The organism is Streptococcus sp. 1171_SSPC (assembly GCF_001069335.1).
In the GTDB taxonomy this organism is placed as follows: Bacteria; Bacillota; Bacilli; order Lactobacillales; family Streptococcaceae; genus Streptococcus; species Streptococcus xiaochunlingii.
On sequence record NZ_JWAK01000019.1, the window covers coordinates 43,116 to 69,360 of the forward strand.

Annotated in this window: 20 protein-coding genes; 18 read left to right on the forward strand and 2 right to left on the reverse strand. The window is 42.0% G+C overall.

Going from position 1 to position 26,245, the window contains the following annotated elements; all coding sequences use genetic code 11:
* The first annotated feature begins 149 nt into the window (after positions 1–149).
* From ADF75_RS04060 to ADF75_RS10865, 8 genes are all read left to right on the forward strand, one after another.
* Positions 150–881 (forward strand): hypothetical protein, encoded by a 732-nt coding sequence (locus tag ADF75_RS04060; protein WP_048789235.1) that lies wholly within the window; start codon positions 150–152, stop codon positions 879–881.
* A gap of 10 nt (positions 882–891) precedes the next feature.
* Positions 892–1,629: a hypothetical protein gene (locus ADF75_RS04065; protein WP_048789236.1), complete on the forward strand. Its 738-nt coding sequence runs from the start codon at positions 892–894 to the stop codon at positions 1,627–1,629.
* 21 nt (positions 1,630–1,650) lie between these two features.
* The gene (locus ADF75_RS04070; RefSeq protein ID WP_048789237.1) at positions 1,651–2,631 is read left to right on the forward strand and encodes a hypothetical protein; all 981 of its coding nucleotides are present in this window, start codon (positions 1,651–1,653) and stop codon (positions 2,629–2,631) included.
* Positions 2,632–2,737: 106 nt separating this feature from the next.
* The gene (dapD, locus tag ADF75_RS04075; RefSeq protein WP_006595464.1) at positions 2,738–3,436 is read left to right on the forward strand and encodes a 2,3,4,5-tetrahydropyridine-2,6-dicarboxylate N-acetyltransferase; all 699 of its coding nucleotides are present in this window, start codon (positions 2,738–2,740) and stop codon (positions 3,434–3,436) included.
* Between the two features lie 63 nt (positions 3,437–3,499).
* Positions 3,500–4,633, forward strand: a complete 1,134-nt coding sequence (locus ADF75_RS04080) for an N-acetyldiaminopimelate deacetylase (RefSeq protein ID WP_048789251.1) — start codon at positions 3,500–3,502, stop codon at positions 4,631–4,633.
* 12 nt (positions 4,634–4,645) lie between these two features.
* Positions 4,646–5,185, forward strand: coding sequence for a 5-formyltetrahydrofolate cyclo-ligase (locus ADF75_RS04085; protein ID WP_048789238.1), 540 nt, complete (start codon positions 4,646–4,648; stop codon positions 5,183–5,185).
* Positions 5,169–5,855, forward strand: coding sequence for a rhomboid family intramembrane serine protease (locus ADF75_RS04090; protein ID WP_048789239.1), 687 nt, complete (start codon positions 5,169–5,171; stop codon positions 5,853–5,855). Before ADF75_RS04085 ends, ADF75_RS04090 begins: the two co-directional genes overlap by 17 nt.
* Positions 5,856–6,084: 229 nt before the next feature.
* Positions 6,085–8,682: a C69 family dipeptidase gene (locus ADF75_RS10865; protein ID WP_048789240.1), complete on the forward strand. Its 2,598-nt coding sequence runs from the start codon at positions 6,085–6,087 to the stop codon at positions 8,680–8,682.
* Between the two features lie 88 nt (positions 8,683–8,770).
* Here the strand turns inward: ADF75_RS10865 and galU are convergent, their stop codons facing one another.
* Both galU and ADF75_RS04105 read right to left on the reverse strand, forming a co-directional pair.
* The gene (gene galU, locus ADF75_RS04100) at positions 8,771–9,682 is read right to left on the reverse strand and encodes a UTP--glucose-1-phosphate uridylyltransferase GalU (protein WP_048789241.1); all 912 of its coding nucleotides are present in this window, start codon (positions 9,680–9,682) and stop codon (positions 8,771–8,773) included.
* Between the two features lie 61 nt (positions 9,683–9,743).
* Positions 9,744–10,760, reverse strand: coding sequence for an NAD(P)H-dependent glycerol-3-phosphate dehydrogenase (locus tag ADF75_RS04105; protein WP_048789242.1), 1,017 nt, complete (start codon positions 10,758–10,760; stop codon positions 9,744–9,746).
* Positions 10,761–10,962: 202 nt separating this feature from the next.
* Between ADF75_RS04105 and ADF75_RS04110 the strand changes: the two genes are divergently transcribed.
* From ADF75_RS04110 to ADF75_RS04155, 10 genes are all read left to right on the forward strand, one after another.
* Positions 10,963–11,652, forward strand: coding sequence for a gamma-glutamyl-gamma-aminobutyrate hydrolase family protein (locus ADF75_RS04110; protein ID WP_048789243.1), 690 nt, complete (start codon positions 10,963–10,965; stop codon positions 11,650–11,652).
* A gap of 237 nt (positions 11,653–11,889) precedes the next feature.
* On the forward strand, positions 11,890–12,336 hold the full coding sequence (locus tag ADF75_RS04115) for a dUTP diphosphatase (RefSeq protein ID WP_048789252.1): 447 nt from the start codon (positions 11,890–11,892) through the stop codon (positions 12,334–12,336).
* A 9-nt stretch (positions 12,337–12,345) separates the two neighbouring features.
* Positions 12,346–12,801 carry an isochorismatase family protein gene (locus ADF75_RS04120; RefSeq protein WP_048789244.1) on the forward strand — a complete coding sequence of 152 codons (456 nt, stop codon included), beginning with the start codon at positions 12,346–12,348 and terminating at the stop codon, positions 12,799–12,801.
* An 18-nt stretch (positions 12,802–12,819) separates the two neighbouring features.
* Entirely contained in the window at positions 12,820–13,335 is a 516-nt protein-coding gene (locus ADF75_RS04125) for a histidine phosphatase family protein (RefSeq protein ID WP_048789245.1), read from the forward strand.
* 13 nt (positions 13,336–13,348) lie between these two features.
* The gene (radA, locus tag ADF75_RS04130) at positions 13,349–14,710 is read left to right on the forward strand and encodes a DNA repair protein RadA (RefSeq protein ID WP_082162652.1); all 1,362 of its coding nucleotides are present in this window, start codon (positions 13,349–13,351) and stop codon (positions 14,708–14,710) included.
* 81 nt (positions 14,711–14,791) lie between these two features.
* Positions 14,792–15,487, forward strand: a complete 696-nt coding sequence (locus ADF75_RS04135) for a TIGR00266 family protein (RefSeq protein WP_006595479.1) — start codon at positions 14,792–14,794, stop codon at positions 15,485–15,487.
* Between the two features lie 288 nt (positions 15,488–15,775).
* The gene (locus tag ADF75_RS04140; RefSeq protein ID WP_048789247.1) at positions 15,776–16,270 is read left to right on the forward strand and encodes a beta-class carbonic anhydrase; all 495 of its coding nucleotides are present in this window, start codon (positions 15,776–15,778) and stop codon (positions 16,268–16,270) included.
* Between the two features lie 163 nt (positions 16,271–16,433).
* Positions 16,434–18,440 (forward strand): DUF2079 domain-containing protein, encoded by a 2,007-nt coding sequence (locus ADF75_RS04145; protein WP_048789248.1) that lies wholly within the window; start codon positions 16,434–16,436, stop codon positions 18,438–18,440.
* A gap of 374 nt (positions 18,441–18,814) precedes the next feature.
* Positions 18,815–25,084 (forward strand): G5 domain-containing protein, encoded by a 6,270-nt coding sequence (locus ADF75_RS04150; RefSeq protein ID WP_048789249.1) that lies wholly within the window; start codon positions 18,815–18,817, stop codon positions 25,082–25,084.
* A gap of 79 nt (positions 25,085–25,163) precedes the next feature.
* The coding region (locus ADF75_RS04155; RefSeq protein WP_048789253.1) for an Ig-like domain-containing protein at positions 25,164–26,245 on the forward strand (1,082 nt) is incomplete at its 3' end.

Here is a 26,245-nt window from a genome sequence, read left to right on the forward strand (position 1 = left end):
AATCCAAAGACAATTGAGAGGCTAGGACTTTTGTCCCAGCCTCTTCTCTATTCTAGCGAGGACGGGCTATTTATGGTATAGTAGGATATGTTGCCATAGAAAACAGGGGTAAACAGTCGGAAGGAAAGGGATACAGATACGATTGCAGAATGGATAATGTAAAGGAAATAACAAGAAAACATCTGAAGACCCTCTTAGCTTTTATCCAAAAAAGAGGAATTATTTTAGGGATCCTCGCAATGCTGGGAGTAGGCTATGGACTCGCTGCTTCTGGGAGACCACAAGACCAGCTAAGTCCAGACCGGCAAGTGACCTTTAGTAAGGAGGAAGCCTATCTGAAGGACTTCCTAGCGAAATCAGATCGCCCAGAAGTTGGGGTGAATTTGGAGAAATTGCTGGAGTTTAAAATAGGAGATGCGACTCTTGTGCCAAGCACCAAGGGGACGACCCCAGAGACCCTGGTCGAAAAATTAGGGGGAGCCAAGCAGGCTCGGCTTGAATCAAAAGCTAGAACGCAGCTCCTTCGTCTCAGCTATGGTACGACACAAGATGGTCGAGATAGATACCAATTTGAATTTACTCATATGAAGGATGGCTACTATCTGACAGCTATTCAGGGATATCAACCAACCTCTAAGCACAATTTAGAAAGTAAACAGCTGAAAAAGGCAACCCTGACCAGTCTTGCTAGCGGGAAAGAGAAAACAGGCATGAAACTAGAAGACATTTTACAAAAGGTTGGCTTGCCACAATCATTACTTTTGAATCTTAAGGATGGAAAGATAGTTTTGGTCTTGACCTACCGTGCACAAGAGGGACTGGTCTTTCTCACTTTGCAAGCCCAAAAAGATGCTCGCTATTATCTAGTCAAGGTCGAATAAGGAGGAGTAAATGGATACAGTCATCAAGAAGCTAAAAATTCCTGGTCTCCTGCTGCTGGCGCTCCTCTTAGGGATGGGCCTAGAGGTCCTTAGTCATCCGCCGAAAAGTTCTAGAGACATAAATGAAATAAGGAACTTGTCAACTTTTAAAGCGAAAGAATTTCAAGGGGAGCGACTCTTGAAAGAAACCAATGAAAAAAAGGATTCGTCATGGACCTTGGATCAGATCGAACATTTCCCTCTGTCGATAAAGAACCAAAACGGTAGCCTAAAGCAGACTGGAAGTCGCCTGGAGAACCTTCTGAAGGAGATGGGACATCCGCAAGAGAAAGTCCTCATTCAATCTACAGCAAGTAAGCAGCCCAGTCTCTCCCTCCTTTATCGTTGGGACGACAGAGGCAAGGGGTCATCCATCCGTTTGCTTTTTAGCAAGGGGGTTGATGGTAGCTATCTGCTAGAAGAGATTGACGCCAGTCTGGCCAATCTCGATTGGGATGGAAAAAAATTTTTTTCAGAAAAAGTTTATCAGAGCTTAGAACCTGGAGAAAAGATAGATTTGAAGGCACTTCTAGGTAGCTATCAGGGCTTACAATCCCTTGTCCGACGCCAAATCGGCCCTGATCAGGAAGGCTTTCAACTGTCCTATCAGGATGAGAAGGAGAAAACTTATTTATTGGAGTTTAAACAGGTAGAAGATTCCTATTACTTGTTGCGTAAGAGTCAACCAGACCCTAAAAAACAAATGTAAGCAAATAGAAGGGAAAATGGAATGGAAAAAGATAGACAGATTCAAAGAGCATGGTCTAGGTTCCCTAGTAGGAATAGGGAAGTATCTGAAGTCTTTTCGGATCGTGGACCTGAAGGAGAAGCTTTTGAAAGTCCCAGTCTTCAGAGCTATCAAAAAGGAGTGAAGAGAAGCGTCCGTGAGGATGCTTTTCGTGGATCAGGCTTGCCTCGTTTTGGTTCTCTTCTAGTAGCTGGCGTGGGGGTGGTTCTTCTCTTTACTTTTATAATTGGGGTAATTGGCTATGTGAGTCAATCTTCCCAAAAGACAGAGCAGGATACCCCAGTAAGTAAGAAACAGGACCGCCATTCTTTCAGTTCGACATCCTCTAAACAATCATCTGCCTCCTCTAGCCAAACATCAGAATCTTCTAGCTCAACAAAGGAAGAGAAGAGTGAGTCAGATAAGAAATCGGGACAATTGACTGCCGAAAATTCCCCCTATATAGATGGGGATAATGGAATTCGTGACTTTAATTTTGACGAGTTATTAGTTCTCAGTCAAAAAAATAAATTATCCAATGTGACCGCAGAAGAACTTGTGAATCAGCATGGAAAAGCCAAAAGAGGATATTTTTCTAATGTAAGTGCAAACAATCGGGGAATTACCTTACAATATGAACTACCGGATAATCGTGGAAATGTCAGTTTTAATCTAATGGGACATGACAATGAGTATAGGGTCACTAATATCTATATGGGATATTACGGTAATTCTTTAGGAGAACCGACCAAAACAACAGAAGAATTTAGAGCTCTCTTTTCTCAAGATGGACAGGAAATTCATGACGTTATTTCTCAAATGGGAACTCCTGAAGTCACACATTTTTCCATCTCATCTTCTCAGAAAGTATACTCCTGCACCCTCTCCTATTCAACAGTAGACAATGAACTAGTTTCCCTAAATTTCGAGGAAAACTCCGAGCAGTGGTATCTAAAAGAAATAGCTGTTAAAAAGAAACCATAGCGTGATTTAATGTGTCTGTTAAATTATGCTATAATAGTAAAATCTAAGAGTTCAAAAGGAGCCTATCTTCCTAGAGGACTGACTACATAGAACAAGAGGTATCGCCATGACTGCACAAAAAATGACTGCACAAGAAATTATCGCCTTTATCGGCAATGCAGAAAAGAAAACCAACGTAAAAGTGACCTTTGAAGGGGAATTGGCAGGAGAGCTTCCAGCATCCGTTGTAAAGCTAGGCAATGTCCTATTTGGAGACTGGAAAGAGATTGAGCCCCTTCTTGCCAACCTAACAGAAAACAAAGACTATATCGTAGAGCAAGATGGTCGCAATTCAGCGGTACCTTTGCTGGACAAGCGTTATTTGAATGCCCGGATTGAACCAGGTGCGATCATTCGAGATCAGGTGACCATTGAAGACAATGCGGTGATCATGATGGGAGCGGTCATCAATATCGGTGCTGAAATCGGTGCGGGGACCATGATCGATATGGGAGCTATTCTTGGTGGCCGTGCAACGGTTGGTAAAAATAGCCACATCGGGGCAGGGGCGGTTCTAGCTGGTGTGATTGAGCCAGCCTCTGCAGAACCAGTTCGTATTGGGGATAACGTCTTGGTAGGTGCCAATGCCGTCGTTATCGAAGGGGTTCAAGTTGGTAATGGCTCTGTCGTAGCGGCGGGTGCGATTGTTACCCAAGATGTACCTGAAAATGTAGTGGTAGCAGGTGTACCTGCGCGCGTGATCAAGACGATTGACGAACAGACGCAACAAAAAACAGCACTTGAGGATGCCTTGCGTAACCTATAATAGAGGAATAAGAAAAGGAAGCTGGGGGATACCTCGGCTTCTTCTCAAAAGAGGAAGATGGATATGACACTTGATTTAGTAAAGATTCGACGGGACCTGCATCAAATCCCAGAAATTGGACTAGAAGAATTTAAAACACAAGCCTATCTCTTGGAGCGGATCGCAGAAATCATTGAGGGAAAAGAATTCGTCGAGCAGCGGACCTGGCGGACGGGGATCTTAGTCTTTTTGAAGGGATCCAATCCAGAAAAGACCATTGGCTGGCGAACGGATATCGATGGACTGCCCATTATCGAGCAAACTGGCCTTGACTTTGCCTCTCGTCACGAAGGTCGGATGCATGCCTGTGGTCATGATGTCCATATGACCTTAGCCTTGGGCTTGCTGGAGCAACTGGTTCAAGAACAGCCTAAGAACAATCTCTTGTTCCTCTTTCAACCAGCCGAGGAAAATGAAGCTGGAGGCATGCTCATGTTTGAGGATGGGGCCTTTGGAGACTGGTTGCCTGATCAATTCTACGGCCTCCATGTCCGTCCGGACTTAAAGGTAGGCGAGATTGCGACCAATCGGGGGACGCTCTTTGCAGGGACCTGTGAAGTGAAGCTGACCTTTAAAGGAAAAGGGGGACATGCTGCTTTTCCCCATGAAGCCAAGGATGCCTTGGTTGCTGCCAGCTATTTTGTCACTCAGGTTCAAACCATTGTCAGCCGCAATGTCGATCCTGTCGAGGGAGCGGTTGTGACCTTTGGTTCCATGCATGCGGGGACGACCAATAATGTCATTGCAGAGACGGCCTTTCTACATGGAACGATTCGAACTCTGACTATGGAAATGAACCTCTTGACCCAGAAGCGACTCGAGACGATTGCGAGAGGAGTTGCAGCGACTTTTGATATGGAATTAGACCTGGAACTCAAGCAAGGGGGCTATTTGCCAGTGGAAAACAATCCAGACTTGGCAGATGAACTGATGACCTTCTTTGATCAAGCAGAAGATGTCACCTTGATGGATATCCTGCCAGCGATGACCGGAGAGGATTTTGGTTATCTCTTGTCAAAAGTGGATGGAGTCATGTTCTGGTTGGGAGTGGACAGCCCTTATGCCCTCCATCACCCTCAGATGAGTCCCAAGGAAGAAGCCCTGCACTTTGGTGTCAAAGCCATTAGTCCTTTCTTAAAAATGAAAGCCAACCAATAAAGAGAGATGGAAATGAAAGCAAGTATTCGAAAAAGTGTATTGAAGAAGATGAAAGGCTTGGAGCTGGAGAACAAGCGAAAGGCTGATCAAGCCTTGATCCAGCGGTTGCGCTCTTTGCCAGCTTATCAAGCAGCAAGCGTGATTGCGACCTATTTGTCCTTCCCGCATGAAGTGGATACAAGTTTTCTGATTGATGCAGCTCAAGAAGATGGCAAACAGGTCGTCATCCCAAAGACCTATCCCAAAGGATGCATGGAATTTGTGGCCTATGATCCGCAGAATTTGAAACCAACAGCCTTTGGCCTCTTGGAACCAGAGGATGCTACTCAAGCGGTAGATCAGTCGAAGATTGACCTGATCCATGTTCCCGGAGTGGCCTTTCAAAAGGATGGCTACCGGATAGGTTATGGCGGAGGTTATTACGATCGCTATTTGGCAGATTTCGACGGAGCGACCGTCAGCACCATCTATGCCTGCCAGGAAGTAGACTTTGCACCTGCTCCCCATGATATTCCAGTACAGGAGGTTATTGTGGATGAATCAACTATTTGATAAGAAATACCCAGTGACCAGTAGCTTACTCTTATTAACAACCGGTGTTTTTCTATCCATGTTATTGCTTCGTGGCTTTGATTATGAATCGGTTCAATCTGTTTACGACTTTGGGGGTGTCTTAGGATATGAAATCCAGGTGGACCCAAGCCAGAGCTGGCGTTTGCTTGCTGCCATGTTTGTTCATGTTGGCTTGCAGCACTTTGTTTTGAACATGGTTACCCTTTATTTTATCGGTAGAATCGCAGAAGATCTATTTGGCTCGAAGGCCTTCTTAGCCCTTTACCTCTTATCTGGCTTGATGGGCAATCTTTTTGTCTTGGTCTTTTCTCCAGAAGTCGTCGCAGCAGGTGCTTCTACAGCCCTAGCTGGACTCTTTGCTGCCATTGTCAGTTTACGCTTCATCGCTCGAAGTCCCTATATTCGCTATCTGGGCCAACGTTACACTGCCTTGATTTTGATCAATATCCTCTTTAGTTTCATGCCGGGGATCAGTCTAGCCGGTCATCTAGGAGGCCTGGTGGGAGGAGGGATTCTAGCTTTTGTCTTTCCCATCTATGGTGAGCGAGATAGCGTGAAGAAAAGCTGGCGCTGGGGAGCCCTGATCCTTTATACAGTTGGGGCTATCCTTCTTTGTGCTTGGCCTTTTATCTTTCATCCCTTTTTTTGATTTGTAGCACATTTGTAAATTATCTGAAAACTGAGTGAAGTCTCAGTTTTTTTGTATATATTTCTCAAAAACGGTAGAGAAAGCAAAAAATATTACCAATAAATGAATAAAAACGTAAAAAGAAAGCGCTTGCAATGTTGATTCAAAAGGAGTAGACTGGTGGTATATAAAACCTTCTTGTGTCCAAAAACCGTTTGAGGACATAAAATAAGCAAAAAGGAGATTTGCAATGAAGAAATGGTTGTTTAAACTAGCTTTGGTAGCGATGACGTTCTTACTCCTACCAATTCAAGCCGTTCAGGCCTGTTGTGGATTTATCATTGGCCGCCAGTTGACCAAGGATGGTACCACCCTTTTTGGTCGGACTGAGGACTATCCTTATTATCCAAATGGTGGAAAACACAACAAAAACTATGTTGTTGTCGATGCCAAGACCTATAATGAGGGAGATCAAATCGAGGATGAATCCAACGGATTCACCTACCCGCATGCTACCAACGAAATGAAATACACAGCTACTTATGATTCTGCTCGTGGTGACGGTAGTAATGGTGCTTTCGGGGAACACGGTTTTAATGAGGCCGGTGTATCCATGACTGCGACAGTAACAGCTATTCCAAATAAGAAGGTCTTGACAACGGATCCTTTGAAAGCGGATGGACTTCCAGAAGCTGCTATGCTGGATGTCATCTTGCCACGTGTTAAAACTGCCCGCGAAGGGGTTGAATTACTGGCTAAAGTCATTGAAGAAAAAGGTTCAGCTGAAGGGAACGTGGTCGTTTTTGCAGACCAAAATGAAACTTGGTATATGGAAATTCTATCTGGTCACCAATATGTAGCGGTGAAGGTGCCAGAAGATAAATACGCAGTCTTTGCAAATACCTACTACCTAGGTCATGTTGATTTGAATGACACTGAAAATGTCATTGCCTCTAAAGATGTAGAAAAAGTAGCCAAGGAATCTGGCAACTACAAGACCGATAAAGATGGAAACTTCCATATTGCTAAATCTTATGGACCAGAAAAATATGCTGAAGGAGACCGCTCACGGACCTATGCAGGTATTACCTTGCTAGATCCAGACTCTAAAGTCACCTATGAGGATGATGAGTATGAGCTCTTCCGTTCACCAACCGATCCAAACAAAAAATACACTTTAGAAGATGCTTTTGCCTTGCAACGGAACCGTTTTGAACACTTGAATGGACGCTTTGTACCAGATGATCAAATTGGCGTGAAGAAACAAGGTGACGATGGTAGCAACGATACTGTTCGTAAAGACCAATACAAATATGCTTTAGGAAACGAAAATGTAATCGATGCCCATGTCTATCAAATCAATCCAAATCTTCCAAAATCATTTGGTGGAACTGTATGGATAGGTATGGGACCTTCACGGAATACCCCTTATGTTCCATTCTATGGAAATGTAAAGGATACTTACGAAGCTTTTAAACCTCAAACAGCTACTTATGATCCAAATTCATGGTATTGGACAGTTTGGCACATTGACCAAATGGCCATCAATAACCAAGATCTCTTTGGAAAATCTATCCAAAATCATTGGAAAGCACTAGAAGAACAGCTCATTATTGAACAAAAAGTGAGTGATGCAAAATACGCTGCCTTGAAAGCTGATGAAGCAGCTGCAAAAGGGGCAGAGGATCAAGTAACTGCTGAAGCAATTGCGCGTTCTGAACGTCTTTTCAAACAATTTAAACAATATGAAGCTGAGCTTTCAGCAACCTTGAAAGAAGCGGGTAGAACAGATGATCCGTATCGGGCATCTCTCCCAGATGATTACAAGGAACCAACGGACGCGACCACAACAACAGCTCCAAGTACTGAGCCAAGCACGGATGCAACCACGACGACTGAGCCAAGTGTCGAGCCAAGCACTGACGCAACCACAACAACAGAGGCAAGTGTCGAGCCAAGCACTGACGCAACTACAACAACTGAGCCAAGTGTCGAGCCAAGCACGGATGCAACCACAACAACTGAGCCAAGTGTCGATCCAAGTACGGACGTAACTACGACGACAGATGCAAGTGTCGAGCCAAGTACGGACGTAACTACGACAACAGAGGCAAGTGCCGAGCCAAGCACTGACGCAACTACGACAACAGAGGCAAGTGTCGAGTCAAGCACGGATGCTACCACGACAAATGAGCCAAGTACGGACGCAACCACAACAACAGTTCCAAGTACTGAGCCAAGCAAGAACGAAACCAAGCCAACTCAACCAAGTACTGAGCCAAACAAGGATGTAAACACATCAACTAAGATTGTCCCTGCTCCAACTACAAACAATCGTCCAGTTCTTCCGACGAATTCTTACATTTTAGTAGATCCTCTTACTGGAATCACCCTACAAAACCCAGATTTTGCCCAAGGTGGCTTTAATTTGGCAGTTTCTGTTTTGAAGGACGTCCAAGCTTTGAAAGGTAAAGATTATAAGATTTATGACATTCAGTTGTCAAATCAAAATGGAGCCGTTCATCAATTCAGCCCAACTGTGGTGACTATGCCAGTTGATCCTACGAAAGAAGTAGAATCTGTTGTAGGCATTGGAGAAGATGGCAAGGTTGAAACCTACCAGTTCAGTTTGAATGAAGACAAGAGCAAGGTAACCTTCACAACCAATCACTTCTCATCTTATGGAGTTGTCTACAAAACAGCAGCTAAGGTAGAAGAAAAAACAGAAAGCAAGAAATTGCCATCTACTGGACAAACCATTTCAATGGTTGGTATCATCGGCGGTGTCTTGATTAGTGCCCTTGGATTTGCCTTCTATGTAGAAAAACGCAAACAGAACAAAGCCTAAAAAAGCAACTTTTTAAGAAATGAAAAGAGGCCGGACGTATTGTCCGGTCTCTTTACTTCATAGTCGAAAATTCGAGGGGAGCAATTTTTTACTCCTCGGTACCTTTTCCTGTTTCTTCTAATTGTTTTCCAAGGTTGATGATGTATTGTTTGAGATCATCTTTAACCTGTGGGTGTTTCAAGGCATAATCAATAGATGTTTTCATGAACCCAAACTTGTCCCCCACATCGTAGCGTCTGCCTTTAAACTCACGGGCAAATACTCGTTGGGTCTTGTTCAAGGTATCAATGGCATCAGTTAATTGGATTTCATTTCCAGCGCCTGGTTTTTGGTTTTCTAAAATTTGGAAGATCTCTGGAGTCAGCAAGTAACGACCAATAATGGCAAGGTCACTTGGTGCTTCCTCAGGTGCCGGTTTTTCGACAAAGGTTTCAACGCTATACAGTCCCTTGATGCCTTCCCCTTGAGGTGCAATGACTCCGTAGGCTGAAACTTCTTCATGGGGAACTTTCATGACAGCAATGGTTGAAGCATGTGTTTCTTCATAGTCATTCATCAATTGCTTCGTTAGAGTAGTAGCCTGGTTATCGGTAATGTCCATGAGGTCATCTCCAAGCATCACGACAAAAGGTTCATTCCCAACAAAGGCTTTTGCTTGAAGAACGGCATCTCCAAGGCCACGTGGATGAGTCTGACGAATGAAGTGGAGGCGCATCCCGGTAGTTTCATCGACCAGTTTCAACAGGTCATTTTTCCCCTTTTCCTTGAGGTTATACTCAAGTTCGAAGTTTGAGTCGAAGTGGTCTTCAATCGAACGTTTTGATTTACCAGTGACAACGAGAATATCCTCGATGCCAGCCTTAAGGGCTTCTTCAACGATGAATTGGATGGTTGGTTTATCCACGATTGGCAACATTTCTTTGGCCAAGGCTTTGGTTGCAGGTAGGAAACGAGTTCCAAGTCCGGCCGCAGGAATGACTGCTTTTCTAACTTTTGTCATAATAATTCCTTTCTAACTAAAGAATAATTGGTTGTTAATCTAATTGGTAAGGAACGATCCCTTAGTTCCACTCATTTTCTTCTTTAAATTCATTGTTCATCATGAAGTTAATGGCTTCACGAATGTCTTGCCCTTCATAAATCACTTGGTAGATGGCTTGTGTGATCGGCATATAGACGTCAAGCTCTTGGGCCAGTTCGTAGGCGGCCTTAGTGGTTGAAATCCCTTCAATGATCATACCCATGTTGGCTTCGATATCTTCTAGTTTTTCACCGCGACCGAGGGCATCCCCAGCTCGCCAGTTCCTTGAGTGGATGGAAGTCCCTGTCACGATCAGGTCTCCAACTCCGGATAACCCACTATAGGTCAATGGGCTGGCGCCAAGTTTAACACCTAAACGGGTAATTTCAGCTAGTCCACGCGTGATGATGGCAGCCTTGGCATTATCTCCGTATCCAAGTCCATGGAGGGCTCCAGCTCCGACTGCGATAATATTTTTCAGGGCACCGGCTGTCTCAACTCCGATCACATCTGTATTGGTATAGAGGCGGAAGTAGTGGTTGCTGAAGAGTTCCTGAACATAGCGAGCTGTTTCTAAATCTTTAGAAGCCGCTGTAATCAAAGTAATATCACGAACGATGGTTTCTTCGGCGTGACTTGGCCCAGACACGACCACAATCTCGCTACGGAGAGAAGCGGGGATTTCCTCTTCTAAGATCTGAGAAATCCGTTTGTGACTGTTTGGTTCTAAACCTTTGGAAGCATGCATGACCTTGACAGGATGATCCAAGAGTTCAGCTACTTGCTTGGCAACGAGTCGTGTTACCTTGGTTGGAACGACAAAGAGGACTGCATCCACACCAGAAAGGGCTTCGTCCAAGTTATGGTAGGCCTTGATTCCTGGATCTAGCATGATATCCTTAAAGTAGCGTTTGTTGGTATGTTCTTGATTGATTTCGTCAATTTGTTCTGGGACATTTCCCCAGATCCGTACTTCGTGGCCATTATCGTGGAGGACTTGAGAAAGGGCAGTTCCCCAAGAACCTGGACCGATGACCGCAACGATTTGTTTATCCATAGCATTCTCCTTCGTGAAGATTTCATTTCTATTTTACCATACAAAAAGGAAAAAAACTCACTTGACATAGGAAGATTTTAAGGGAAAACATCTATGCTTTGGGTGATAAAAAATATTTATCAGGTCCTTAAAAAATACATATTAGACGCTCTAAAGGTGGGATGATAAAATAGGGAATAGAAATATCAAAGGAGGGAAGGCCATGTGTAGAACGATTGTTGGAGTCTCTGCCAATCTATGTGCAGTGGATCCAGATGGGAAAAATATCCATTCGTCTGTATCTTGTAAATTTGCGGAAACCATTAAGCAAGTAGGTGGCCTTCCTATGGTCATCCCAGTGGGAGACCCATCTTTTGCCAAGGATTATATCGAAACAGTGGACAAGCTCATCCTCAGTGGAGGGCAAAATGTCCATCCTAGCTTTTATGGCGAAGAGATCACCGTCGAAAGTGATGACTACAATCTCGAGCGCGATCAGTTTGAATTGGCCTTGCTAAAAGAAGCGGTCCGTCAAAACAAGCCCGTCCTAGCTATCTGTCGTGGCGTTCAGTTGGTCAATGTTGCCTTTGGTGGGACTCTCCATCAAGAAGTAGAAGGGCACTGGCAGGGCCTCCCTTTTGGGACTTCTCATTCAATTGAGACCAAAAAAGGCAGTGTGGTGGAGCGACTCTTTGGGAAAGCCAGCCAGATCAATTCTGTTCATCGCCAAAGCATCAAGGACTTGGCGCCTAACTTTCGAGTGACAGCCATTGACCCACGAGATCAGACCATTGAAGCCATCGAAGCAGTGGACGGTCATCGCATCATCGGCTTGCAATGGCATCCAGAGTTCCTAGTCAAAGAAGAAAAAGGCAATCTCGAACTCTTCCACTATCTTTTACAAGAATTGTAAACTCTTTAGGATTTTTTAAGGAGAAAGAGGTAAACTAGTCTCATCAACAAAGACCCCCTAACTTTGTTTGATACAGTTTACTTTTTTCATATAATCTCCTGCAAAAGTCTCCTCCTTTGAGGGGGCTTTTGTGTGTTTGTCAGGAAAAATACGAATAGTAGTATAGGGGAGACGCTAGGTCAAAGTGATGGTATAATAGAAGAGATGGAAACTATTTAGAATGAAAGAGGAATTATGATGACAAAAATTCGTGGATTTGAACTTGTATCAACCTATACCAATCAAGACTTGCTTCCAAAACGGGAGACAGCACATGCAGCTGGGTACGACTTAAAGGTTGCGGAGCGCACAGTGATTGCATCAGGCGAAATCGTCCTTGTTCCAACTGGGGTCAAGGCATATATGCAACCAACTGAGGTTCTCTACCTTTATGATCGTTCTTCTAATCCTCGTAAAAAAGGTCTGGTCTTGATTAACTCAGTTGGTGTCATTGATGGCGACTACTATGGGAATCCAGGAAATGAAGGCCATATCTTTGCTCAAATGAAAAACATCACCGATCAAGAAGTGATTCTTGAAGTAGGTGAACGTGTAGTTCAGGCTGTCTTTGCTCCTTTCTTAATTGCAGATGGAGATGAGGCAGACGGAGTTCGTACTGGTGGATTTGGATCAACTGGGAAATAGAGGAATAAAATGGCAGACTATTTATTAGTTGTAGACATGCAGTCAGATTATGTTGCTGTAGGAAAAGCATATCATGAAGAACTGACTGCAGCTGTAAATGACAAAATTGCTACCTATCCCAGCGACCGAGTTATCTATATTCTCAATCGTTTTTTCTGGGAGAGAAAAGACAGAAAGAAGAAATTTGCGACCGGCTTGCTGCTTGTATCTTCTCGTATCTTTGAGAAGCGTCGGGCTTCTTGTTTTACTAATCCAGATTTAAAAGATTTTTTAGAGGAAAACGGTGCTAAAAGCATAGAGTTTATAGGGGTAGATGGCAATGGCTGTGTTAAGACTTCCGTTTTGGCAGCTACCAAGGAGAATTATCAGGTTTCTGTCGATTTGTCTGCTGTCGGAGTTGCCAACCAGAAGAAATTCTCTAAAACACTGAAGCAGTGGCAAGATTGCGGAATCAAGATTGGATAGTTTTATGGGGATCTTAATATGAAAATTATTTTTATCCGTCACGGGGAGCCAAATTACCGTGAGTTAGAGGAGCGTTCCTATACTGGATTCGGGATAGATTTGGCACCCTTATCTGAGAAAGGAAGACAACAAGCTCAGGAACTTTGCAAAAATCCTTTGTTTGGCTCAGCTGATATCCTGGTGTCTTCTGCAGTGACGCGAGCTTTAGAAACGGCTTTTTATGTATCCTGTGCTACTGGCCTTCCTTTGAGGGTAGAGCCATTATTGCATGAATGGCAGGTTTATGAAACAGGTATAGAGAACTTTGAAACAGCTAGATGTCTGTTTTTAGAAAACAAGGGGGAGTTGCTCCCAAATTCTCCTGTTCAATATGAGACAGCTGTAAAGATGAAGTCTCGTTTTCTAGAATGCATGGCTAAGTATCGGGAATATCAAACGGTGGTAGTTGTAACCCATCGCATGCTCATGCGCCAGTTTGTACCAAATGAGAAGATTGATTTTTGCCAAGTGATTGAGTGTGAGCTAGAGATTTAGAAAGAGGTTTATCATAGCTAAGAAAAAAACGACTTTTATTTGTCAAAATTGTGCCTACAATTCACCCAAGTATCTAGGGCGCTGTCCTAACTGTGGGTCTTGGTCTTCTTTTGTCGAGGAAGTTGAGGTCACCGAGATTAAGAATGCGCGTGTGTCCTTAACGGGTGAAAAGACCAAACCCATGAAACTGGCGGATGTGACCTCCATCAATGTCCATCGGACCAAGACGGAGATGGAGGAATTCAACCGCGTCCTTGGAGGCGGTGTCGTCCCAGGAAGTCTGGTCCTCATCGGGGGAGATCCAGGGATTGGGAAATCGACCCTGCTCCTTCAAGTATCGACCCAGCTGTCTCAAGTGGGAACGGTTCTCTACGTCAGTGGCGAGGAATCGGCCCAGCAGATCAAACTTCGGGCAGAGCGCTTGGGGGATATCGACAGTGAGTTTTACCTCTATGCTGAGACCAATATGCAGAGCGTGCGAGCAGAAGTGGAACGCATCCAGCCTAACTTCCTTATCATCGACTCTATCCAGACCATTATGTCTCCTGAAATTTCAGGGGTGCAGGGATCGGTTTCTCAGGTGCGGGAAGTAACAGCTGAGCTCATGCAACTGGCCAAAACCAATAACATCGCTATCTTCATCGTCGGCCATGTGACCAAGGAAGGGACTTTGGCAGGGCCTCGGATGTTGGAGCACATGGTGGATACGGTGCTCTATTTTGAGGGCGAGCGCCACCACACCTTCCGGATCCTGAGAGCGGTCAAGAACCGCTTTGGCTCCACCAATGAGATTGGGATTTTCGAGATGCAGTCAGGCGGGCTGGTTGAGGTCCTCAACCCGAGTCAGGTCTTTCTAGAAGAACGTTTGGATGGGGCAACTGGCTCTGCCATTGTCGTCACCATGGAAGGAAGCAGACCAATCTTGGCGGAAGTTCAGGCCTTGGTGACACCGACTGTATTTGGAAATGCCAAGCGGACAACAACGGGTCTTGATTTTAACCGGGTTAGCCTCATTATGGCTGTTTTAGAGAAACGTTGTGGACTTCTTCTCCAAAATCAGGATGCCTATCTCAAGTCAGCTGGTGGTGTCAAACTGGACGAACCAGCCATTGACTTAGCCGTAGCGGTGGCCATTGCTTCTAGCTACAAGGAGCTTCCAACCAATCCTCAAGAGGCCTTTATCGGTGAGATTGGCTTGACTGGTGAGATTCGTCGCGTGACTCGGATTGAGCAGCGGATTAACGAAGCGGCCAAACTTGGTTTCACTAAGATTTACGCGCCAAAAAATTCTCTCCAAGGGATCGCGATACCAGATGGTATTCAAGTGATAGCGGTCTCCACTGTAGGAGAGGTTCTTAAAAGAGTCTTTTCTTAACAGAATTTGGAATCGTTTGCGAAAAGGTTTTTCCTGTGCTATACTTTGTCTATACTTACTTAAAGATAGGGGTTAATTATCATGCAATTTTTTACAGATAACAATGTGCAGTTCCCTTTGGTCGAGCTATCTCTCAATCAAGGTGAGACTGTCTATATTCAGCGGGGGAGTATGGTCTACCATACACCTAATGTAACCCTTAACACCAAATTAAACGCGAGTGGCTCTGGTGTGGGACGATTTGTGAAAGCAGTTGGACGGTCAATGGTTTCTGGTGAAAGCACCTTTATTACTCAGGTATTTGCCCAGTCTAATAATGCTTATCTAGCATTGGCACCCGACTCACCAGGTCAGGTTGTACCTCTCTACTTGGGCGAAAAGCAGTATCGATTGAACGATGGTGCCTTCCTTGCACTTGATGGTACAGCTTACTATACAATGGAAACCCAATCGATCGGTAAGGCTCTCTTTGGTGGTCAGGGCGGCTTCTTTGTCATGACGACCCAAGGGCAAGGGACCCTCTTGGTGAATGCCTACGGCTCTATTAAAAAAATCGAGTTAAACAATCAAGAAATCACCATCGATAACGCCCATGTCGTTGCTTGGAGCCAGTCTTTGGATTATAATATTCATTTGGAGAATGGTTTCTGGCAGTCCATCGGAACGGGTGAAGGAGTCGTCAATACCTTTAGAGGGACTGGTGAGATCTATGTTCAAAGTCTCAACCTTCAAACTTTTGCTGGCTTGTTGAATCGCTATTTACCAAAACGGTCTTAATGCATAAAAGAGAGTGGGACAGAAATCGGTAATTCGTTAGAATTCGATTTCGTCGTCCCACCTCCGCACAGTTGAGTAGTGCTGTAAAAGCTGATCAAATCAGCGTAGTAGAGCCCACTCAACCACTGCGTCTTGCTCGACAATCCAAAGACAATTGAGAGACTAGGACTTTTGTCCCAGCCTCTTTTTCATGTAGGCTGACAACTGACAATCTGGGAAAAAGATGGTAAGATAGAGTGTAAATAATTTGGTGTTCAAACTATTTATTGACCAGAAAGGAAGTTCCTAATGTCCTATTTTGAGAATTTTTTAAAAGCCAATCAAGCCTATGTTGAATTGCACGGAGACCTTCATCTCCCCATCAAACCGAAAACGCAAGTAGCCATTGTGACCTGTATGGACTCTCGCCTTCACGTCGCACCAGCACTAGGGCTTGCTCTGGGGGATGCCCATATTTTGCGGAATGCAGGAGGGCGCGTGACAGAGGACATGATTCGTTCCTTGGTCATTTCCCAGCAACAGATGGGGACTCGAGAAATCGTGGTCTTGCACCACACAGACTGTGGAGCACAAACCTTTGAGAATGAAGGCTTCCGTCAGCATCTGAAGAAGGAACTGGGAGTTGATGTTGGAGACCAAGACTTCCTACCCTTTCAAGATATCTACGAGAGCGTCCGGGAGGATGTCGCTCTCTTAAAAGCATCGCCGCTGATTCCAGACGATGTCATTATCTCAGGAGCTGTCTATGATGTCGATACAGGATTGATCACTGAGGTGACCTAAGAAATTTTATCTGTTTATGGGAACTTATTTCGTGAGAAATAAGTTTTTTTATTAACCAATTCAAAAGAGAAAGCCGCAGTCAAAAATTATCTCCTTTATTTATCTTTAAATAGGCAAGCTCTTCAGTTTATGGTAAAATATTTTATAATTACGGGAGGTTTAAATGAAAAAAATTAAGAATCTAACCAACATGAACTATTTATGGTTACTGTTAGGATCCTACTTTATTGTCGTTTTGTTTAATTTGCTTAGATTTTCGACTGAAGCGCTCTTTCTAAAATTAGGAGAAGTAGGAATTGTTGGGACAATTATCGGGGTTGTCATCATTTACCCATTTCTTTGGTTTATTGGTGAGTATAAGAAACTCATTGATATTGGTGTTCTCAATACTTTTTTGATAGCTTTGATTCTATTTGTAGCAATTCTTAAAAGTCCAACCTTATTCTTATCTCTGGGCTTGATTATGATTTCAGTTGCTCTATTCTTATTTTTCTATCTAGACAATATAAGGTTTGCAATTGTCTTTCCAGTATTAGTGGTGCTATCTTTTCCCAAGCTTCTCCTTCAAGCAAGTGGGAAATTTCAAGATGAAGCCCTAAAAATTCACTCTTTTAATATCGCTGAATCAAAATTTACTTCTTTAATTTGGCCAATTTTGACTTCAGTTGTTATTGCATTATTAATCGGACTAATTATTAGTAGGTTGGCTGTAGACAAAATCAGTAAAGTATGGGTTAAACGACTTACCTTGATGACTTTAATTATTGGAGTTTGTTATGTCCTTTACTTATCTGTTGTAGTGTATTATAAAGTCAAGGCAAATTCAGGTTCGACATTTGATATTGGGATTTTCTCTCAAATGTTTGAGAGGATGAAGACAGACTTCACACAGATAACAACGCTTGAGAGAGATAAGGCTTTATCGCACTTTGCTGTCCATATTTCTCCAATCTTTTATGCGATTCTTCCATTCTACATGTTGTTTCCTTATGTAGAAACATTAGAAATTTTACAAATTCTTATTGTATTTTCTGCTATAATCCCCCTCGGGCTGGTATTGAAGAAATTACAATTGCCAAAACTGTTAAATCCTCTAGTCATTGCACTATTTTTTGCTACTCCAGCAATGACAACCAGTGGCAGTTACCACATTCATGAGAACTGTTTTTTACCCCCTCTAATTCTATGGCTCTTTTACGCCATCATCTCTCAATGGCGTTTGCGAACTATCTTGTTTGCTCTCCTCATCCTTTTTGTAAAAGAGGATTCCTTTATTTACGTACTATCGCTAGGACTCTATTTTGTCTTTCAGAATCGTTTTTCTATATCTCCGAGATTCAAAAAGTGGTTATATGCTAGTACATTTGTCTTGCCGGTAATTTACTTTGGATTCGCTATGTTTCTGTTGACAAAATATGGTGAAGGTGCAATGGTTTCTCGATATAGTCATTTGTTAATGTCTGGGGAGAATGGATTGTTAATGGTGATGAAAAACACTATCTTAAATCCGCTTTATGTTCTGGGTAGTCTGTTTACGGCTAAGAAACTTGGCTATATCTTTTTAGTTCTGTTTCCTCTAGGCTTTTTGCCACTTGTCCAACGACGCCTATCAACTTATTTCCTTATGCTTCCTCTGCTAGCGATTAATTTACTAACAGATTGGCTTTATCAATATGATATTAATTTCCAATATAGCTATGGATCAGTTACTCTTTTATTCATTATGGGAATATTGGCATTGGATCAATTGAGTAATTATAAAGTAGTAGGGGAGAAGGCCCTTGTTGCTCTCGTTGCTTCGTCTTTAGTGATTTCAGGAGGGATCCTCTATAGCTACACTCATAAATGGAACTTTGAAATTAAATATTACCACAATCGAAAGGATTATTTTGAAGGGATACAATCAGTATTAAAAGATTTGCCAATTGAGTCTTCAGTAGTAACGACGGGGAGTTATACTCCAAGCCTTCGACAGCATGAAAAACTATATGATATCTACTATCATAATGATAAAAAAGTTGACTTAAATATTGATTATGTTGTTGTACCGAGAGAAACAAGGCAAGAAGGCAAAGGATTTTTTGAGGCGGATATCTTGAAGGCATATGAAGCTTCTGGCTATAAAGAAAGCTTTTTCTCTACAGAAGACGTTCTTGTGTTAGAGAAGTAATCTGAAGAATCTTTTCTTAACTTTAGAGCAAAATACAAGTGTCTTGAATGTTTTTACATCTTAAATGACGTTTGAATAAAGCTGTCGGTTATATACGGCAGCTTTTTATTATTTAATAGGAGGTTGATACAAGATAAATAGTGAACTTTCTTCCATTTTATAGAGGATAAAAGGAAAATAGAAAGGGAATTCTTTTGGGTAAAAATTTATAGAATAAAATAGTTGACTTTCTATCAAACAATAAGTATCATTAAAGTAAAATCCATTTCTATCCACCTTATAAAATAAATAATTGAATCTTTGTTAAAAGGTTGGTTTAGTTGAAACGTATAGACTGAGAAAAGTGGGAAGAATTAAATGAAAGAGGAGGATTCATGAATATTAAAAAAACAACCAAGTACTCTTTGTTAGCAATTGGGGTGTTAACAACATTTCAATTAGGCCAGGTAAAAGCCAGTGCGGATTCTTTTGAAAATTCAAATGAAAGTCTTATTAAGAATCAGGATGAAAACCAGCCTGCATTGAATACGCCAGTTTCTATTCCAGAATCTGAAACTAGAGCAGTTACAGAGCCAAATTCAGAAGAAAAGCCGGCAGTTGATCAGGGAGATAAGAAATATCCAGCTCCAGCTTTAACGGAAAAGGAAACAAAAGGCTCTGAGGAGGATGCTAAGAATACTTCGACGGAAGCCTCTTCTTCTGATAAAGATAGTAAAGCCGAAACTTCTCTTAATAAAGACAGTGAAGCCGAAGCAAGTCTTAATAAAGATAGTAAAACTGATCCAACTCTTAATAGTGCAGAAAAGAAGGAAGATCCAACTCCTGCTCCTGCTACACTTTCCGATACAAGTACAAATGAAGCTGAAACGGCTACAACTCCAATTCCTAAAGTTCGTCGTAGAAGAGCTGCAGCTAGCAATACAAAAGTATACGATGATGCGGATTACGGTAAATATGTAAAAGCAACGGATTTTGGTCTTGATACGACAGGAAAAGTTGAAGCGAGTGAAGCAATCAAAAAGGCGCTCTCTGCGGCCAACGAGGTTGAGGGTGGCGCTTCTGTTATGCTATCAGGGACAGTCCTGCTGAAGAATACCTTGGTTATTGATGAAAACTATGCCAATGTAAAAGGTTTGATTGGTAGTGGTCCAAGTCGTAACAACACAAAAATCTTATTTAATAAGAAGCAAGACGGAGAACATGATCCTGAAACAAACTTGACGGATAACCGTTACGAGTCTGCGGTCCTCATTCAAAATCAGAATAACTTTACTGTGGGTCGCTTAACTGTTGAGCATGCCTATGATTCATCAGACTACACTAAGGATAATGAATTTTACCGTAAAGGGAAATCTTACTTTGGACGTTCAAATGGTATCTATGTAAACGATTCTTCAAATGTTACGATCAATGATGTTCGTGCTATGAAATTCAACAGAGCCGGTGTCTTCTTTAGTTCAAGTAAGGCAACGGCTCAAGAGTATGATAGCAATGGAAGACCAATCCGTTATAGCAGTATTTCTGAAAAGGTTTCAAACGAAGTCAAGTCTATCGGAGATCCAGATGTTCCAATCATGGACGGTAACAAGGTAACCAATTCTTTCCTTCATAACAACCGTGTTGCGGGTGTTATGTTTGGTTACCAACGTAATTTTGTTGTAGACAACAATATCTTGTCATATAACGGTCATGTATTGGATGGTGGTACTGGATATGGTGCGGCCTCAATGGCAGGGTCTTATAACGATGGCATTACCTATACTGGTAACTACACCAACTACAACTACCGTAAAGGCTTGGATATTCACGACGGGAATAAGATCCTCATCGAAAACAACGTTTCGCTCGGAGACCGTTTGAATGGTATCGAGGTTTATAACCGTGCTAACCCTATGACAGATGTCATTATTCGTAACAACAAGGTAACACAAGATCCAAACTCTAAGTTGGAAAACGATGATGATGATCCAGCTCGTTACCGTGGTTACACAGCCATCTCTATCCTGACAAATGAGAAAAACCATAAATGGACCAAACCTCTTGATAAAGGTCGTTACGTCATTTCAAATAACACCATTGAAGGTTTGACAAAACCATTTGAAAATGGACAACTAGGAACCTTTGGTATTCTCTTTAGAAATAATGAAAGTTCAAATGATTATAGCCTGAATATCGAAGGTAATACCATCACTGGTGATTCAACAGACTATATCATCTCTGTTAACAACAACACAGCCCAAGCATCTAGAGGTGTTGAGGGTGGTGGTTCAGGTGACATCACTATTTCAAGAAACAAGATTGAAGTAGATGACATCAAGCAGTTACCGATTTACATCAACGATGATACGACTTATGTAGCAAGTGTTATTGACCGTACAACTGGTAAACGTGTCAACAAGGTTACAAAAGTACCATTTACCAAGACTAGAGGAAGCATCAACATTGACAACAATGAGTTGACCGTTTCTAAGATTAAGTCTAGATGGAAAAATGCAGTTGCTATTGAAAGTACTAACGCATCTACTATTGATGTTAATAGCAATACCTTCAAGTATAAAGACAATGAGCCATGGCAACGTTACGATGTCACTCGTAGATCAGATGGAGCAGTTATCAAAGACATAATGCAAGCTTTCTTTGGTATCAACCGTCTCAACGATACTGTTAAAGTAACAGCTACAGATAACAAATTCATCGCAGACACACCAAACAAAAATGGTTTCTTTAGACTATACAATGGTGAGTGGGTGAACTTGAATGCCAAGAGTAATAATGTCTTCCTCGGACGTAACACTCTAGATGGCAAGCCATTAGCTCCAGTAGATATCGTTGGTGATAAAACGGTTGAAACACTTCGTACAACAACAACGACAGAGTACATCATCGAAACTCGTGAGACAGATGAACTTCCTATCGGATTTAAAGAAACCGTTCAAAAAGGTGTTCCTGGTAAGAAAGTTAATGTTTATAAGATTACCAAAGTTGGTGATACAATTGTAGGTCGTCAGATTGAATCTGAGGAAGTAATTCAAGAGCCTACGAGAGAAATCGTTTTGATTGGTACAGCGACAGAAACATTTGAAACTGTTACTGAGAAAGAAACTGTTGAATACGAAACTGAGATCAGAACGGACCCAACAAAACCTAAGACTTATCAATTTGAAAATCAAGCTGGTAAGAATGGTTCTGTTGAAAAGACTTACCAAATCAGAAAATTGAATGGTAAGGAAGTTGGTAAGACGTTGACGTCTGAAACAGTGATTGACCAACCAGTCAAACGCATTATCACAGTTGGTAGTGCAGTAGAAAAAGTAGAATACACTACTGATGTCAAGGATGTAGACTTTGAAACTGTAATCGAATACGACTACACGAAACCAAAAGGCTACGAAGAAGTCCGTCAGGAAGGTGAAAAAGGTCGTATTGAAAGTCAATACAAACTTACTTACCTCAATGATGAACTCGTTGACCGTACCTTGGTCAATGAAAATGTCCTTAAAGAGAAGAAGGACAAGATCGTTGTTAAAGGTCTAGGGGTGGTTGTGTCAATCAGATCCGTAGTTGTTGTCGAAGAAAAAGACTTCAACAAGGTTATTGAAAAAGATGAAACCCAACCAGAAGGCTACAGCAAGATTACTCAAGTTGGATCTCCTGGTACCATCACAACAACTTATGAAGTTACCTATGAGGACGATGTCGAAGTTGCTCGTAAAGAAATCTCAAAAGTTGAGGATCCAAAAGCTGTAGACGAAATCACAGTAATCGGTACTTCTAAGATGACAGAACGTACAGTGGATGAGCAAGTTGATGTTCCATTCAAGACGGTTTATGTCTCAGACAATACACTTCCAGCAGGAGAAAGTGTCGTCGATGAAGAAGGAACTCCAGGACAAATTATCCGTACTTTCTTGGTAAGCTATCGAAATGGTAAAGAAATCAGCCGTACCATCGTTTCTGAACATAAGATTACAGATGCAGTCAACCGTGTCGTTCGTGTCGGAAATGCGACACCTATCGTGGAAACAACTGAGCTTGTAGATGAGACAGAGTCAATCGATTACAATACTCTCAAAGAGTTTTCAGACCAACTTCCTGCAGGGACAACTAAGGTTATCCAGGCAGGTAAGAAAGGCCAGAAAACAAATCGTTACTCTGTAACGAAAGTGAATGGAGAAGAGACATCTCGTACATTTGTAGAATCTAACATCACTACAGATCCAGTAGATGAGATCATCCAAGTTGGAACTCGTATCAAAGAAATTAGAGAAGCAAGCGAGACAAGTCCAATTCCATTTACCATTAAGGTTCGCAAAGACACTACGAAGCCAATTGGCTACCGAGTGACTGAGGTAGAAGGTCAAGACGGTGAGAAGTCAGACCTCTATAAAGTAACCTACATCAATGGCACTGAAACAAAACGTGAACACCTCAAGACAACAGTCGTTAAAGAAGCTGTTGACAAGGTGATTGTCGAAGGTGCCGGAGTAGAACGTGCCCTCTTTGAAATTCAAGAAGATAAGATTACAAGCACAACTGAGTATCGAAATGATGACACTCTTCCAGAAGGTGAAACGAAGATTTCTCAAGTTGGTGAGGAAGGACTCCTTCGTAAGACGATTGAAAAACGATACTTCAATGACGAATTGCGTTCTACGAAATTAGTAGACAGCAAACTAATCAAAGAAGCAACGCCAACGATCATCTTAGTAGGTACAAAACATGTACCAACTATCAAGGTAGAACAGGATACTCAAACTGAGAAGATTGCTTATAAGACTCAAAATATCGAAGATCCAGATCTACCAAAAGGTGAGACTAAGGTGGTCCAAGTAGGCCGAACTGGTCTTATTGAAAAAATCTACCAACTAACCTACAAAGACGGCGTCTTGATTAAGACAGACTTGATCAGTAGCAAGGAAATTCAGAAAGTCCAAGACGAGATTATCCATATTGGTACTCAAGTCACTGAAACTAAAGAAATCAACACGACAAGTCCAATTCCTTACAATGTCATTATTCGTAAGGACAAGACCAAGCCAGTTGGTTACAGCCTTGTTGAAGTAGAGGGCCAAGAAGGAATTCAAACAGACTACTATCAAGTAACTTACGTCAATGGTAAGGAAACAAAACGTGAACACCTCAGAACGGTCATTACAGTTCAGCCTGTTAATAAAGTCTTAGTTGAAGGTTCTGGAATCGAGCGTATCATGTTTGAAATTCAGGAAGAGCGAATCACAAGTCCAACGGAATTCCGTAATGACGACACTCTTCCAGAAGGTGAAACAAAGATTATCCAAGAAGGTCAGGATGGATTGATCCGTAAGACGATCGAGAAACAATACTTCAATGACGAAGAACGTTCTTCAAAACTGATCGAAAGTAAAACTGTCAGAGAAGCAGTACCGACCATCATTTTAGTAGGGACAAAACATGTTCCAAATATTAAAGTGAAGCAGGAAACGCGAACTGAAGAGACTAACTTTAGAACAGTTACCGTTATTGATGAAAACATTCCAAAGGGTGAACGTAAGCTTGTTCAAGAAGGTCGTGCGGGCTTAGTAGAAAAAATTTATCAGCTTACTTATAAAGATGGCGTCTTAGTCAAGACGGACTTGATTAGCGTCAAAGAGTTGCGTCCAGCACTTGAACAGATTATCCATATCGGTTCTCAAGTTACTGAAACCAAGGAGATCAGCTTCACAAGTGGAATCCCATACAACACCATCGTTCGGGAAGATAAGTCTAAACCTGTGACCTATCGTTTGGTCGAAGTAGAAGGCCAAGAAGGAAGTCAAACTGACTACTACCAAGTAACCTATGTCAATGGTAAAGAAACTCAACGTGAGCATCTAAGAACTGTCATCACGACTCACCCTGTTAACAAAGTCGTTGTAGTGGGTACTGGAGTTGAGCGTACAGTCTTGGTGACTGAGGATGAGGTCATTACTTATCAGACAGAATATCGCAATGACGAAAGCTTAGCAGAAGGTGAAACTAGAGTCTTCCAAGAAGGCCAAGATGGACTGATCCATAAGACTTTTGAAAAATACTACTTCAATGATGAAGAACGCTCTTCTACCTTGGTAGATACCAAGGTTATCAGAAAGGCAGTTACTCGTGTTATTTTGGTAGGGACAAAACGAATTCCTACGATTACAACAGAGGAGCTAATTGAGATAGAAGATGTCGCCTTTGACAAGACTATTGTCGAGAATCCTAATAAAGCAGAAGGGACAGTCGCCCTCTTGCAGGAAGGAAAAACAGGTAAGCGTCAATACAAATACCGCTTGACTATTCAAGAAGGTCGTGTCATCAAGAAAGAATTAATCCAAGTGACATTGATCGAAGAACCTGTTCCTGAAATTACTGAACTTGGTACAAAAGTAGTGAAGAAGAGCGAGAAAAATGACCAACCTCAAAATCAACTTGGTAATAAAGTTGAGGAGCTCAATCATGTTTCAACAAATCCAAAAGCGGAAACCAAAGTTGAGTCTATAATAAATAGCCAAAAAGATAGTGGGGAAATTCAAGAAAATCGCTTGCCAAATACAGGTACAGAAGAGAGCTGGATCCTTTCTATCCTAGGCTTCATCTTATCAATTATCACTTTTCGTTTCTTTAATCGACAAAAAAACGAACGATAAGTGAAAAAAGATAAAAATTACTTTGCAAAGTGAAACAATTATGTTACAATGATAAAAAATTAATAATAAGGAGTTTATTATGCAAACCACAAAAACGAGCATTAAGCGAGTTTTAGCGTTTTTTAGTGTACTAGTTTTGGCTTTGACAGTCGTAACAACGATTTTTGCTGACGAAGTTACAAACTATACCAACAACACGACTATTACCCTCGATGGTAAAGCCATTACTGCTGATACAAAAGTAGGCAGAGGTCAAGCCATGGAAGCTACAAACAATATTACCTTCCCAGATTCTCAAGCGATCAATGCAGGTGATACACTTGTTCTTGACTTGCCAAAAGAATTGAACTGGCCAGTTAAGTCAGAATTCCCAATCAAAAACGGATCTGAAATCGTTGGTAATGCAGTTGCTGACCCAGCTACTGGTAAAACAACAGTAACGTTCACTGACTATTTCTCTAAAAATCCTAACAATAAGAGAATGTCATTGAAATACGATGTGGTTGTAAATGCTAGTACTGTAACTGAGTCTGGTAAAAAGACATTTAAGTATGGTGAGCAAACTTATAATTTGACATATGATCCAGATTCTACTGCAATTGGTCAATACGAGTACAAGTATGGATACCAAGACCCACAAAATCCAAAACGTATCAAGTGGAAAGTTATCTTGAACGCTGGTCAAGATAAATTGAACAAGATGGTTATCACAGATGAGCTTGCAGACGGACAAGTATTGGTAAAAGGAAGCCTTCGTGCTGTACGTTACGCAACTCAACCTAAAGCTATCGAAAGCGAAGAACAACTTACAAAACTTGACCCAACTGACAACTTCACTAAGAAAGCTGAGTATACTACGAACGCTGCAGGTCAAATCACTGGTTTCACTATCAACTTTGGTGACAACTGGAACTGGCCAATGTACTTGGAGTACACTACTGAGTTGACTGAAACTAAGAAAAAAGGTGATGTAGTTAACAATGTCATCAAGTGGAAAGCTGAAAACTTCCCTAACGAACGTAGCTACCCTGCTAAAACACTTATCTACACTGCGTCTGGTGAAGGTGAAGGGGAAACTACAACCACAACTACAACCACAACTACAACCACAACAACTACTACAACAACTACAACAACTACAACTCCGGAACCAACAACTAC